At 39.9% G+C, this 14733-nt stretch carries 8 protein-coding genes and 1 pseudogene; 3 read left to right on the top strand and 6 right to left on the bottom strand.

The annotated features are described in order from the left end of the window. Positions 1–178: 178 nt before the first annotated feature. Positions 179–481: pseudogene (locus CZ225_RS04700) on the bottom strand (ATP-binding cassette domain-containing protein); the annotation flags it as partial. A gap of 553 nt (positions 482–1034) precedes the next feature. Here CZ225_RS04700 and CZ225_RS04695 point away from each other — a divergent pair. From CZ225_RS04695 to CZ225_RS04685, 3 genes are read left to right on the top strand one after another with little or no spacing between them, the layout of a single operon-like run. Continuing rightward, positions 1035–2120 (top strand): efflux RND transporter periplasmic adaptor subunit, encoded by a 1086-nt coding sequence (locus CZ225_RS04695; RefSeq protein ID WP_077153151.1) that lies wholly within the window; start codon positions 1035–1037, stop codon positions 2118–2120. 12 nt (positions 2121–2132) lie between these two features. Next, positions 2133–5165, top strand: a complete 3033-nt coding sequence (locus tag CZ225_RS04690) for an efflux RND transporter permease subunit (RefSeq protein ID WP_077153150.1) — start codon at positions 2133–2135, stop codon at positions 5163–5165. Further along, positions 5162–6517: a TolC family protein gene (locus CZ225_RS04685; RefSeq protein WP_083714572.1), complete on the top strand. Its 1356-nt coding sequence runs from the start codon at positions 5162–5164 to the stop codon at positions 6515–6517. The genes CZ225_RS04690 and CZ225_RS04685 overlap by 4 nt, the downstream gene beginning before the upstream one ends. A 6-nt stretch (positions 6518–6523) precedes the next feature. Here the strand turns inward: CZ225_RS04685 and CZ225_RS04680 are convergent, their stop codons facing one another. From CZ225_RS04680 to hflX, 5 genes are all read right to left on the bottom strand, one after another. Next, positions 6524–7684, bottom strand: a complete 1161-nt coding sequence (locus CZ225_RS04680) for a hypothetical protein (protein WP_234982996.1) — start codon at positions 7682–7684, stop codon at positions 6524–6526. 168 nt (positions 7685–7852) lie between these two features. Continuing rightward, positions 7853–9013, bottom strand: coding sequence for an acyltransferase (locus CZ225_RS04675; RefSeq protein ID WP_077153148.1), 1161 nt, complete (start codon positions 9011–9013; stop codon positions 7853–7855). A gap of 96 nt (positions 9014–9109) precedes the next feature. Then, positions 9110–10756: a fumarate hydratase gene (locus tag CZ225_RS04670; RefSeq protein WP_077153147.1), complete on the bottom strand. Its 1647-nt coding sequence runs from the start codon at positions 10754–10756 to the stop codon at positions 9110–9112. A 627-nt stretch (positions 10757–11383) separates the two neighbouring features. Continuing rightward, on the bottom strand, positions 11384–13375 hold the full coding sequence (locus tag CZ225_RS04660; protein WP_077153145.1) for a DUF4954 family protein: 1992 nt from the start codon (positions 13373–13375) through the stop codon (positions 11384–11386). Between the two features lie 56 nt (positions 13376–13431). Continuing rightward, entirely contained in the window at positions 13432–14691 is a 1260-nt protein-coding gene (hflX, locus tag CZ225_RS04655) for a GTPase HflX (protein WP_077155690.1), read from the bottom strand. Between the last annotated feature and the right edge of the window lie 42 nt (positions 14692–14733).

The raw sequence follows: 14733 nt of genomic DNA, 5'->3' as shown, positions 1-14733 counted from the left end.
AATTTTTGTAATAGTACCCAAATCCAATCTCAAGTGTTATCTACTTAGGATTCTTTAACAAAATTCTTTGATTCACTTGAAAACGGGCATAAAAAATAGGGAAACCCAAAAGATTTCCCTATTGAAATAAGATATAAACAGATAGAATTAAAATTAGTACATTAAAGTATATAATTGGGTAAACCAAATATTCGTCTACCGTAAAATCAGAATACAAAGGCGGTTTCTGAGGAAGAAAACCGATGTATTTCTTAGCTTCTACCGGATTTTCTCTCAAACTGATGCCGTTTATAAAAACTTCACCTTCCGTCTGATTCAATACTCCACACATGATGTTCATAGTAGTTGATTTTCCTGCACCATTGGAGCCCAACAGACCGAAAACACCTTTTTTCTTGATTTCAAGATTAATGTCCCGAATAGCCCATTGCACACTGTAACGATGTGAAAGATGCTCTACCTTCACAATAGATTCATTCATAACACTTGTTAATAAGTTAAATATCTTATAAATACATTAAACTCTGAATTGAATATATTAGGCTATTATAAATAAAGAATGTGTATTTTAACTTTGTGTCGTTCTCGTTTATAAATCCCTAAAAAACTTCGCGAAATTATAAACCTTTATAATTATACGCAAATTTTTCAGGTTTTAGTTTTATATGCACTTTTTTTTCAGAAGCCCAATAAGTAACATATAGTCAGCAATATATAGAATAAACAGGCTACATTTACCAGTCAACGCATCAAATAATCCCAATTATACAAATATTTAATTTCTAAAAGTCAAAAAGTTACATTTGAAACTTTAACCTTTATTAATCATTCAGCTAGAGTTTGTCTTTTTTTAGCAAATTTAATTAAAAAGGTAAACCCATAATGAACAAAAAGAGAGAAATTATCCTTTAAACACATTTCCTCTTTTTCTTAAATTACTTAACTAAATTATATTTTCCCTCCCCATTAAACCTTTGACACCTGTTATTGTCTAACTGAAAAGAATAAAAATATATCTATTACGATACTAAACCATGAATAAAAAGACAAAATGGGGCATCATTATCTTAGTAAGTGCCGGAATCATCGGTGGAGGAATCTACTCTCAATTACCAAAAACAAACGATGAATTGGCTGCTGCCGACAAAGTACTGAACAATAACAAAAAGAGCGGAAAGAAAATCCTGAATGTTAATGCTAAGGTCATAAAACCACAACTATTAACTGACGGATTTCCAACTATTGGTTTACTCAAGCCTGACGAGGAGGTAGATTTATCTTTTGAAACATCCGGTAAAGTTATTGAAATAAACTTTGAGGAAGGAACAGCTGTAAAAAAAGGACAGCTTCTTGCTAAAGTCAATGATCGTCCATTACAAGCACAACTACAAAGATTACTTGCTCAATTAAAATTGGCAGAAGATCGTGTGTTTCGCCAAGATGCCTTATTAAAGCGGGATGCTGTCAGTAAAGAGGCTTATGAACAAGTAAAAACAGACTTAGCCACCCTCAATGCTGATATAGAAATAGTGAAAGCAAACATTGCATTGACAGAACTGCATGCTCCTTTCGACGGAATAATTGGTCTTCGACAAATCAGTGTCGGATCATATGCCTCGCCAACCACAGTGGTTGCTAAGCTAACTAAAATAGCTCCACTAAAAGTTGAGTTTTCTGTACCGGAACGTTACGCTACACAAATAAAGAAAGGCACTAATCTTAGTTTTAAGGTTGAAGGAAAGCTGGATGCATTCAATGCGCAAGTGTATGCGGTTGAATCCGCCATTGATCCTGACCTGCATCAGTTTACCGCACGTGCGCTTTATCCGAACACTAATCGCGCATTACTTCCCGGTCGTTATGCTAACATCTTATTAAAAAAGGAAGAAATACCTAATGCCATTGCTATCCCGACAGAAGCTATCCAACCGGAAATGGGTAAGGATAAAGTGTTCTTATATAAATCCGGCAAAGTTGAACCAGTGGAAGTGACAACAGGAATCCGTAATGAATCCGAAGTACAAATTATCCGGGGATTACAAGTTGGAGACACCATCATTACTTCCGGAATCTTGCAACTTCGTCTGGGCCTGCCCGTCACTTTGGATAACATTGACTAAAACCTTCCCAGTATGAATATATCTGAATTAAGTATACGCCGTCCGGTATTAGCCACGGTACTCACGATCATTATTCTTCTCTTTGGATTCATCGGATACAACTACTTGGGTGTTCGTGAATATCCATCGGTAGATAATCCGATTATTTCAGTCAGTTGTTCCTATCCCGGTGCTAATGCCGATGTAATCGAGAATCAAATTACCGAACCATTGGAACAAAACATTAACGGTATTCCGGGAATTCGTTCCCTATCCAGTGTCAGTCAGCAAGGACAATCCCGCATTACAGTGGAGTTTGAATTATCGGTAGACCTTGAAACAGCAGCGAATGATGTTCGCGACAAAGTGTCTCGTGCCCAACGTTATCTTCCTCGTGACTGTGACCCGCCTACTGTTTCAAAAGCTGATGCAGATGCCATGCCTATCTTAATGGTAGCCCTTCAAAGCGATAAACGTTCACTACTTGAATTAAGTGAAATTGCCGATTTGACTGTAAAAGAACAATTACAAACCATTTCTGATGTAAGTAGTGTGTCTATCTGGGGAGAGAAACGTTATTCAATGCGTCTTTGGCTGGACCCAACAAAAATGGCAGGATATGGCATTACGCCTATTGACATAAAAAATGCGGTAGATAATGAAAATGTAGAACTTCCTTCCGGTAGTATCGAGGGAAACACTACAGAATTGACGATTCGTACATTAGGACTCATGCATACGGCAGAAGAGTTCAATAATTTGATCATAAAGGAATCTAATAATCAGATTGTCCGTTTCAGCGACATAGGGCGGGCGGAACTAGGTCCGGCAGATATCAAAAGCTACATGAAAATGAATGGAGTACCGATGGTGGGAGTTGTAGTAATTCCACAACCCGGTGCTAACCATATCGAAATTGCCGATGCTGTTTACCAGCGTATGGAGCAGATGAAGAAAGATTTGCCGGAGGATGTACATTACAATTATGGATTCGACAATACTAAATTCATTCGGGCCTCTATCAATGAAGTCAAGTCAACGGTATATGAGGCTTTCATATTAGTCATTATCATTATTTTCCTTTTTTTACGCGACTGGCGTGTAACATTGGTACCTTGTATTGTGATTCCGGTATCACTGATCGGTGCATTCTTTGTAATGTATCTGGCAGGATTCTCCATCAATGTACTTTCCATGCTAGCCATTGTACTCTCCGTAGGACTTGTGGTGGACGATGCAATCGTAATGACGGAAAATATCTATATACGTATTGAACGTGGGATGAGTCCGAAAGAGGCAGGTATTGAGGGAGCTAAAGAAATCTTCTTTGCCGTCATTTCAACGACTATTACGTTAGTAGCTGTGTTTTTCCCAATTGTTTTCATGGAAGGTACTACCGGACGTTTGTTCCGAGAATTTAGTATCGTAATCTCCGGTTCGGTAATCATTTCATCATTTGCTGCATTGACTTTTACTCCAATGCTGGCAACCAAGCTACTCGTAAAAAGAGATCAGAAGAATTGGTTTTACCGTAAGACCGAACCATTCTTCAATGGGATGAACAACATATATAGTCGCTCATTGGCAGCTTTCCTAAGTAAACGCTGGATTGCTATTCCTTTCACTCTCATCACGATTTGCGTAATTGGATATTTATGGAACACAATTCCCGCAGAGATGGCACCATTAGAGGACCGGTCGCAAATCACGATCAATACACGTGGTGCTGAAGGGATCACTTATGAATATATTCGCGATTATACGGAAGATATCAACCAACTTGTGGATTCTATACTACCGGATGCAGAAGCAATTACAGCCCGGGTATCGAGTGGTAGTGGAAATGTCCGCATTACTTTGAAAGATATGAAAGATCGTGACTATACTCAGATGGAAGTTGCTGAGAAGATATCTAAAGCCGTACAAAGTAAAACAATGGCACGTTCGTTCGTGCAACAGCAGTCTTCTTTTGGAGGAAGACGAGGAAGCATGCCTGTTCAATATGTGCTACAAGCAACCAATCTGGAAAAATTGGAGGAAGTTCTACCTAAATTTATGGCTAAGGTATATGAGAATCCGATCTTCCAGATGGCGGATGTGGACTTGAAGTTCAGTAAACCGGAAGCACGTATTCAAATAAACCGTGATAAAGCGAGTGTTATGGGTGTAAGTACCAAAAATATAGCGCAAACATTACAATACGGTTTGAGTGGTCAGCGAATGGGATATTTCTACATGAACGGAAAGCAATATGAAATTCTTGGCGAAATTAATCGTCAGCAACGTAATAAGCCGTCCGATTTGAAAGCGATTTATATCCGAAGCAATAACGGAGAAATGATACAATTAGATAACTTGATAGAGTTAGTCAATGGTATCGCTCCGCCGAAATTATACCGCTACAATCGTTTTGTATCTGCCACTATATCCGCCGGACTTGCTGATGGAAAAACCATTGGCCAAGGATTGGAAGAGATGGATAAGATTGCGAAAGAGACGCTGGATGATTCTTTCCGTACAGCACTGGCCGGTGACTCCAAAGAATATCGTGAAAGTTCTTCCAGTCTTATGTTTGCTTTCATTTTGGCCATTCTGCTGATTTACTTGATTCTGGCAGCTCAGTTTGAAAGTTTCAAAGATCCATTGGTAATCATGCTGACAGTGCCTTTGGCTATTGCCGGAGCTTTAGTATTTATGCACTTCAGTGGAATCACGATGAATATTTTCAGCCAGATCGGTATTATCATGCTAATTGGTCTGGTAGCAAAGAACGGTATCTTAATTGTAGAATTTGCCAACCAGAAGCAGGAAACCGGAATCGACAAGATGTCGGCTATTAAAGACGCAGCTTTACAACGTCTTCGTCCGATTTTGATGACTAGTGCTTCTACGGTATTGGGACTAATCCCACTCGCATTTGCCACCGGTGAGGGTTGTAATCAGCGTATTGCCATGGGTACTGCAGTAGTTGGCGGTATGGTGGTTTCTACCTTGCTTACGATGTATATTGTTCCTGCTATTTATAGTTACATTTCAACCAACCGAGTTAAAAAGTTAAAAGAATGAATCCAAAAGTAATTTGCATGAAACGCATTACATATATCATTACAGCATGTATCTTTCTATCGGTTTCTGATGCAAAAGCGCAACCACAGGTTCGCACATTAAAAGACTGCCTGGAAGAGGGATTACAAAACAATTATTCGCTGAGTATTATCCACAATGAAGAACAAATCAGCAAGAATAACGCAACGTTAGGAAATGCCGGGTACTTACCGACATTAGACTTCTCCGCCGGCTATAAAGGTAATTTAGACAATATTGAAACGAAATCCCGTGCGACCGGAGAGATTACCAGCAACAACGGTGTATACGATCAGACTGTTAATGTAGGGCTTAACCTGAATTGGACCATCTTTGACGGATTCAACATCAGTACCACCTATCAACAATTAAAAATATTGGAACGTCAAGGTGAAACTAACACTCGAATTGCCATCGAAGATTTTATAGCGACTCTAACTTCTGAATATTACAATTTTATCCAACAGAAGATTCGCCTGGAGAATTTCCGATATGCTATGTCATTATCAAAGGAACGCCTGCGTATTGCAGAAATAAGTCATCTTGTCGGCAAGTTTTCCGGTTTGGATTATCAACAGGCAAAGGTAGACTTCAATGCAGACAGCGCACAATACATAAAGCAACAAGAGTTACTTCGTTCTTCCTGTATCCAATTAAATGAGTTAATGGCTAATAAAAATGTAGATCAGTTTATTGTAATCAAAGATTCCACAATCAATATAGACAGCAGTTTGCAATTTGAAGAATTATGGAAATCGACTCTGACTACTAATGCCTCCTTGCTGAGAGCCGATCAAAATACAACTCTCTCGCAATTGGATTATAAAAAGATAAATTCGCGCAATTATCCATATCTTAAATTAAATACCGGATATGGATATACTTTCAATAAATATGACATCAACGCAAATACCAGAAGAGGTGACTTAGGCTTTAATGCAGGAGTCACTGTCGGCTTCAATATATTTGACGGTAATCGACGTCGTGAAAAACGGAATGCAAGTCTTGCCATTAAGAACAGCCGTTTGGAGCGCCAGGAACTTGAACTGGCACTTCGCTCGGATCTTAGCAATTTATGGCAAGCCTATCGCAATAATCTTCAATTATTAAACCTAGAACGGCAAAATGTTATAACTGCTAAAGACAATCATGAGATTGCCATGGAACGTTATATACAAGGAGACATTTCCGGTTTCGAAGTTCGTGAAGCACAAAAGAGCTTACTGGATGCAGAGGAACGCATTCTTACGGCTGAATACAACACTAAACTTTGCGAGATTTCATTATTGCAAATCAGTGGTAAGGTCATGCACTATCTTGAATCAGGAAATTAAGCTCTACTATTTTACCAATTCAAACGGATTTTGCGCCTCACCTGTATAACGGTAGAGGCGTATATTACTCCCCTGTCCTTCTGCAGAACGATAATTCTGAGAAATGTAGAAGTAACCTTTCCCCAATGAGCATATTCCCGTCGATCCGATAGTAAAGTTCCAGCCTCGGATACCCGTTGATTCATCCTTCAATCCTTCTGCTTTGAGAGGTATAACAAAACCTTTCTTGAGATAAGGTATACCTTTGAGAGGCTGCTTCACTGGACGTCCCACACCATCTATAGCGTAAAGAGAATAGTTTGGAAAATGCTTCTTCTTACCACTGTATACACACATAAACCAGTTATTAGTATGAGGGTCATACTCCAAGTTTTGCACGCCATAAGTGGTATTACCTGTCATGGCAAAATACTCTCTGTCGGGTTGTGCAGGACCATTAGTATGCATATTTTCCTGTGAAAGCGGCGTCTCGTATTTATGCCACTTGTTAGTATCGTATTGCAACAATACTTGATAGTCGTTGTCAGAACGATCCACCTCACCATAAATACCATAAGCTACTGTGAGATATTCCTTACCATCCTTCTTTCCGAAACGAGGTCCGAAGCTCACACCATCTATCCCACTACAACCAAAGCGATGTTGTTTCTCCCCCTCATTCGTAGTAACTTTAGCCAGATAGTCATCCAATACAGTAGGTAGATAAACCGTAGTCATAATACCATCCTTTTCAGCGTCCATATCCATACGCGTGATACGTTTCACATCAAAGATAGCTATATAGAAGGCATTGTCCAATTTACGAGCACTCTTCTCCATCTTCAAGATACCCTTGCCAATGCCATCATCTTTATATTCCAGTGAACCATATACACGACCATCTTTCGCATTAAAATCCAAACAACCAAGATGTCCCAAAAGACCTTTCACCGATCCTACTACGTTTCCGTTAAGATCCGCCTTAATGAGCATAGTGGTATACGAAAGATAGATATATTTTCGTTCGGCATCAACTGCGATACCCTGTATGTGACCAGCCTTATAAGGACCTGACTTAATGGTTTTGGGTAGGTTTTGCAACTCTGTAACCCCGTTCTGTGCTGAGACGAAAAGCGCATCTGAAACAGCTAATAAAGCCGCTACTACAAAAATAAAAAAGCGTTTCATATTTATTGATTCTAGATTGTTTTCGCAAAGATACGAAAAGAAACATAAATCGCAAAATTTCTTTTTATAGCCAAAATCTTTAGATCATACTTTCACTTTATATTATCATAATAATGTCGCAAGACAAAGTACTCAATAAACCATTCATTTTTGAGCACAGGCCGAAGGTTATCCCACAATGTACTTAGCAATCCTTCCTGTACGGTAAATGAGTCGCACCAACATCCAGGAAACGATAAAAGCGACTACAGCAGCTACAGGTATCTGCAAAGGAACTGGCACATGAATGGCTCTTACTAATTCAACCGAAGGTCCGGTAAAGAAATAGTGAATCATATAAACTCCAAAACCGCAAACTGTAAGATTTGCCAAGGCTTTTCTCACTTTTTCCGAACGTACATTGGCTTTCTTCGCCAGCATAAAGACAGGTATGGTCATCATTACTACGTTGATAGAGCAGTAAGTAAAGAATAGTTCAAGCATTTCATCCGTACACTCCGGCAAAGCTGTCATATGGCGGAAACCAAAGAAAGTCACACAGTAGCCAACCGCAAACATCGGAATACCGATAAGCAGTGTTTTACGCATGCTCCATTCAATATTACGCAAATAATGTCCCAACAATAAGTATCCATTAAATCCGGCAAAAGCATAAAGCATACCAAATGAGTTCCATGAACAGGTACCCCACAGATATCCGGAAACAAATTGATAATAATAAGGAAGAAGTAATGTCACTCCCCATGCCACCAAGAACATGAGTTTAGCACGTTCCGAAGCTTTTTCCACCCATGCGGAGAAAACAGGCAGATAAAGATAAAGTCCGATCAGCAGATAAATATACCACATATGTACTGCCAGAATGGAGAAGTTAAAAGGAATCGATGCTATATATTTCATAGCGACAGAGAAAGACTGACGCATCACATCTCCACCTGCATAGGGAAAGAAATCAAGAATAATTTGAGGGTTCAATCCTAACAGTCCCGTTATCCAGGGGAAAAGATTATAGAGGATCGACCAGAGTAAGAACGGGAAAAACACACGAGGAATACGTTTCTTATAAAAAGTAGATGCATCCCCTCTGACAGGCAACAACAGTGCTCCTGTTATCATCACAAACAAAGGTACACATGGACGCAATGCCGCACCGTAAATGGCTCCCCAGAGTTTTATTTCTTCAATATTGGGAGCCGTACCGGGATAAAAGTTAAAAGGATCCGTGCAATGACAACAGACTACTGTAAACATTGCAATTAATCGTACTACATCCAGCCAAACGATATGCTGATTGTTCTGATTAGGTAGTTTTATCGTGGATTGGTTCATCAGATTACAAGTATTAAAAAAGAAAGTTAGTAAAAAAGGGATACCTATACGCACAATGACAGGTATCCCTTAAATTATTAAATTAAGTGATAGTAATTACTTACTACCGTTTAAAGTGCAACGAGGTTTGATTTGCTTGAAGAAGTCATTACCCTTGTCATCAACCAAGATAAATGCCGGGAAATCTTCCACTTCAATTTTCCAGATAGCTTCCATACCCAATTCAGGATATTCCACACATTCTATGCTCTTGATATTGTTTTGAGCAAGAATAGCAGCCGGTCCACCGATAGAACCTAAGTAGAAACCACCATGTTTCTTACAAGCATCGGTTACCTGTTGGCTACGATTACCTTTTGCAAGCATAATCATGCTACCTCCATGTTCCTGAAACAGATCTACATACGGGTCCATACGTCCGGCTGTAGTCGGTCCCATTGAACCACAAGCCATACCTTCCGGAGTTTTTGCCGGACCTGCGTAGTAAATAGGATGATCTTTGATATATTGAGGCAGATCTTCGCCACGATCCAAACGTTCTTTCAGTTTAGCATGAGCAATGTCACGACCTACGATAATAGTTCCATTCAATGACAGACGGGTAGCTACCGGATATTTAGTAAGTTCTTTCAGAATCTCGGGCATCGGACGATTCAAGTCGATCTTGACAGCATCACCCTCGCCAGCCTGACGCAGTTCCGCAGGTATCAGGCTACCCGGATTAGAGTCTAGCTTTTCGATCCAAATACCTTCTTTATTAATCTTACACTTAATGTTACGGTCAGCCGAGCAAGATACGCCCAAACCTACCGGACAAGAAGCACCATGACGAGGTAAACGGATGATGCGAACATCGTGAGCAAGATATTTACCACCGAATTGCGCACCTAAACCAATCTTATGAGCTTCTTCCAACACCTGTTTTTCCAATTCAACATCACGGAAAGCGCGACCGAATTCATTTCCTGTAGTCGGCAAATTATCATAAAAATGAGTAGAAGCCAATTTTACAGTCAGCAAGTTCTTTTCAGCCGAAGTTCCACCAATGACAAAAGCGATGTGGTAAGGCGGACAAGCCGCAGTACCCAATGTTTTCATCTTCTCCACCAAAAAAGGAACCAATGTGCTAGGATTCAAAATAGCTTTTGTCTCCTGATACAGATAAGTTTTATTTGCAGAACCACCGCCCTTCGTTACACAAAGGAATTCATATTCCATGCCTTCGGTAGCTTCGATATCAATCTGTGCAGGAAGGTTACATTTTGTATTTACCTCATCATACATATTAAGAGGTGCGTTTTGCGAATAACGAAGATTTTCTTCCGTATAGGTTTTATAAACACCTAATGAAAGAGCTTCTTCATCGCAGAAACCTGTCCATACCTGCTGTCCTTTTTCACCATGAATAATTGCCGTACCGGTGTCCTGACAAAAAGGTAATACTCCTTTAGCAGCCACTTCTGCATTACGGAGAAAAGTCAGTGCCACATATTTATCGTTTTCACTAGCTTCGGGATCACTAAGAATCTTAGCAACTTGTTCGTTATGCGAACGACGAAGCATAAATGACACATCACGAAAAGCCGCATTAGCCATCGCAGTCAAACCTTCTTTCTCCACTTTCAGGATAGGATTGCCTTCAAACTCGCTTACTGATACATAGTCTTTTGTAAGCAGATAATACTCAGTTGTATCTTTCCCCTTTTCAAACATGGGCTGATACTTAAACGGAGGTGTTGCCATAAGTTTCTTATTTTATTACGTAATATTAGTTAGTGAGGCAAAGGTAATAAATATGAATGAAGAATGTGGAAGGAAAAATGAAGAATTAAGAATGAATAACGGAGAACCCGGTTGTTTCAATTAGTTTCGGTTAGTTGAAACAAAGTGTTCTATTACTTGAAACAAAGTGTTCCAAGTAGGAAAACAAAGTGTTCCAAATAGGGAAACAAACTGTTTCAAGCAACAAAACACTTTGTTTGGAAGCTCTGAACAGTTAATTCAAGCAGTTGAAACAGTTGGTAGAACGGACAAAGCGACTACTTTGATAGGTTCAATATTCTGAAATAAAAAGAAAAACGACTGTTGCAGATGAAGTATCTGCAACCGATCTGCCACCGTATCTTGCACACCATCAAATTCCTATTTATCAGGAAGATACATGCAATTTGGTGCAAGTTGCAGATAAAAATCACTTTTAAAAACTCTATGTAGTATAAAAACCGGATGATTAAAATTCATCCATATATAATCCCAATGGAAATCCGATTGATAAAACATGGGCTGAAAGCCTAATTTATACATATAGTCTTTCAGCCCAATATGAATATACATTATTCAATGAATATGTTTCTTCAAAGAATCTAAGAGTTACTCTTCAATATGCTCAATCCTTTTGATAAGTTCATCACCCAAGGCTGTTTTGTCTTCAATATGTTTCAGTACTGCCGTCACAAACGTATTACTTTCGAAATCCCCGCGAACTTGTTCAAAATCCTGCTTCATCTCATCATGCGAACCATCAGCACCGAATCCGGTCATGGAAGAAAGAGAGAATTCTTTCTTGGCGTCTTCATACACCATTTTATCTAGACCAACAACTGCTTCTTTCCAAGATTTCACAATACAAATCACGTCTTGGGCAGTAATAGTTTCCGGATTCAGTCCATAAAATTCCTGAATCTTATCATAAGCCCAACTCCACTCATAGGTATAATAGTTCTCATGCATCTCAGAGAAACAAGCATTTATTGACTTTAAACGATTTATCGAACCACTTTCAATACCATCCAACAGTCTGTCGATCTCACTCTTAGGAGCTATCAATCCGGAAATATCCACCCATTCACCCTTACCTATTTCGGTATCCGGCTTCAACCGCTGGCGTATCTCCTGATTACTCTGAAAGTTGATACCTTCCAGACGTTTAATAATAGAGTTACCCAGGAATTTATGAATGGCAATCTCATAGAAACGTATCCCATTATTCAGAGAAGAATTCTTTATTTTTGCACTCTGAAAAGAATATGTTTCAGACGTTTCACCGGATACCCGTCTAAGATCTTTTAAAATAGAACGTCCTTTGAACATCTTCTGAATAGTATACGGACTCAGAAGATTATAATTTATATAATCCAGACGATTCGGATCTTTTCGTTTATCACGCTTCGGCCACTTCTGGGCGTCACGAATGGTCCCGACACTTCGCAGGTTCACTCCCGGAACCAGATAAGTAGTATTCCGTTGCTCAATCAAGTAAGAAAAAGGAAGATTAGAAGTATCCGCATGATTCACATGACGTCCCATCACCAGAGAAAAAGCTCCGACACGTGCCGGCCATAAAATGTATGAATCAGAAGTTGTCTTAGCACCCCTTTCCATCGTTCCCTGATGAATAGGTCCCAACTTATACATATGATTACTCTGATTAGATCCCGAACCTGCATTCATAAACGAAAACATTCCGGCAATCAGTAAAGTAGACTTATGATGTGTCACTGTAAAAGGACCTGCAAAGATTGCACAGGCTTCACCATTCTCTCCTTGACAATTACTGAAAAACAAAGATTCGGAAGCAGAATAATTATGTCCTAACTTACAAGACTGCCCAACAAAACAACGGGTCAGCATTGATCCATCATCCACATGAGAACCGGAAGAAATGATAAAGTCATCACAAATCACCCCATGACCGATCCGTACAGGAGCTGTCACATTACTGTTGATACTTCCATTGGTCAGACGACAGGTTCCGCAAATATGCGAATAATCACCGATACGAACGTTTTTAATGGACCCTGTATTAAGAATCATTACATGATCTCCTATACTTCCCACAGTAGCAGCATGTTTGTTGGAATAATAATCCGTTATCGATTTCATCCGATTGATCAGTTCCGGACGATGGCGATACAAAGCCATTATATACGCCTGATGAGCTGACAGCTTATCGTTTATCAACACTTCCCGACCACCGGTTTCATTTAGGACGGCAACTTCTACCCCATTACCAAAAGTGCTCAACCCGTCTACCAGAATGATATCTACATTCTCAATAAAAGTATCATTCCCAATCTCATAGTTTGCAATGTAGTTTTGGATGTTCTCAATGCAGCAGTTATCCCCTACCACTACATTATGCAAAGTAACATGCCGTAATCCCGAGTGCTTTTTGATTCCTCCCGGCAAGGTAAATTCGGCGTCGAACACACCTAGCTTCACTTCGCCCGAGAATCGAGTGTGATGAACATATTCACTATTAAAACCTTCGGCAACCAGCACATTCCCCCAATCATCAGCCAGACACGACTGGCTCTTTAGCTGAAGCACCTCGTCTTCAGTCAGTCTACGATAATCTTTCATATAGATACAAATTATGTACCGCCTTCCCCAATTTGCAAAGCGGTACATTCGATTAATTACTCTTCCTCTTCGTAGATCTGATAAAGAAAATCGTTATAGGGGTATTTCTGAACGTGCAATTCTTTCACTCGTTGATATACAACACTTTTCAGTTCGTCTATATTGATTCGCTCGCGGGCGGAAATAAAGAGGCAATTATCCTCCATCTTAGCCATCCACGTCTTCATCAGTTCTTCGAGTGTTAAGTTTTCCTTTGTTCTGGGGGTAAGGTCGTCCGACGCTTTCTCCACGTAGGTATAGGCGTCTATTTTATTAAATATAAGAATCATAGGTTTTCCGGAACCACCGATATCGGCAAGCGTTTTATTCACCACTTCTATCTGTTCTTCAAATCCCGGATGAGAAATATCGACAACATGCAGCAACAAGTCAGCCTCGCGCACTTCATCGAGTGTCGATTTAAAAGAATCTACCAGATCCGTTGGCAATTTACGAATAAATCCGACTGTATCGGACAATAAGAACGGCAGGTTATCAATAATGACTTTACGGACCGTCGTGTCCAGTGTCGCAAACAGTTTATTCTCTGCAAACACCTCACTTTTTGACAACAAATTCATAATGGTCGATTTTCCTACATTGGTATAACCTACCAAAGCAACACGAATCATCCGCCCACGATTTTTCCGTTGAGTTGATTTCTGCTTATCTATCTCAGCCAGACGTTCTTTCAACAATGACATACGGTTTAAGATGATACGACGGTCCATCTCGAGCTGTGTTTCACCCGGTCCGCGAAGACCTACAGAACCACCTTTACCACTTCCGCCTCCGGAACCACCTCCCTGGCGTTCCAAGTGCGTCCACAATCGTTGCAAACGGGGCAACATATATTTGTATTGGGCAAGCTCTACCTGCGTCTTAGCATTAGCTGTCTGCGCACGCATTGCAAATATATCAAGAATCAGAGAAGTACGGTCGAGTATCTTTACTTTCAGTTCAGCCTCAATATTACGAATCTGTTTAGCGGAAAGCTCATCATCAAAGATCACCATTCCTACTTCACGTTCTTCTTCGGCTTCATGCAAAATATATTCTTTTATCTCATTCAGTTTACCTGTTCCAACATAGGTCACCGAATTAGCGGTCGGCAACTTCTGCGTAAATCGTTTCACTACTTCCGCCCCAGCCGTCTCGGCAAGGAAAGCCAGTTCGTCCAGATACTCAGTGGTCTTACGCTCATCCTGCGTTTGAGTGATGAGTCCCACCAGTACAGCTGTTTCAACCTGGGCTTCGGAGATTACAAATTCTTTCATTTCTTCTGTTCTATAAAAAATATGGCGGCAAATATAACAAAA

Origin of the sequence: Bacteroides bouchesdurhonensis (assembly GCF_900155865.1) — a bacterium.
GTDB lineage: Bacteria > Bacteroidota > Bacteroidia > Bacteroidales > Bacteroidaceae > Bacteroides > Bacteroides bouchesdurhonensis.
Note: the sequence above shows the minus strand (reverse complement) of the source record. Positions and strands in the feature narration are given on the sequence as shown.

Bases quoted from the DNA above. Each gene is read 5' to 3' on its own strand.
- CZ225_RS04695 (WP_077153151.1), top strand. From the start codon at position 1,035: ATGAATAAAAAGACAAAATGGGGCATCATTATCTTAGTAAGTGCCGGA.
- CZ225_RS04690 (WP_077153150.1), top strand. From the start codon at position 2,133: ATGAATATATCTGAATTAAGTATACGCCGTCCGGTATTAGCCACGGTA.
- CZ225_RS04685 (WP_083714572.1), top strand. From the start codon at position 5,162: ATGAATCCAAAAGTAATTTGCATGAAACGCATTACATATATCATTACA.
- CZ225_RS04680 (WP_234982996.1), bottom strand. From the start codon at position 7,684: ATGAAACGCTTTTTTATTTTTGTAGTAGCGGCTTTATTAGCTGTTTCA.
- CZ225_RS04675 (WP_077153148.1), bottom strand. From the start codon at position 9,013: ATGAACCAATCCACGATAAAACTACCTAATCAGAACAATCAGCATATC.
- CZ225_RS04670 (WP_077153147.1), bottom strand. From the start codon at position 10,756: ATGGCAACACCTCCGTTTAAGTATCAGCCCATGTTTGAAAAGGGGAAA.
- CZ225_RS04660 (WP_077153145.1), bottom strand. From the start codon at position 13,375: ATGAAAGATTATCGTAGACTGACTGAAGACGAGGTGCTTCAGCTAAAG.
- hflX (WP_077155690.1), bottom strand. From the start codon at position 14,691: ATGAAAGAATTTGTAATCTCCGAAGCCCAGGTTGAAACAGCTGTACTG.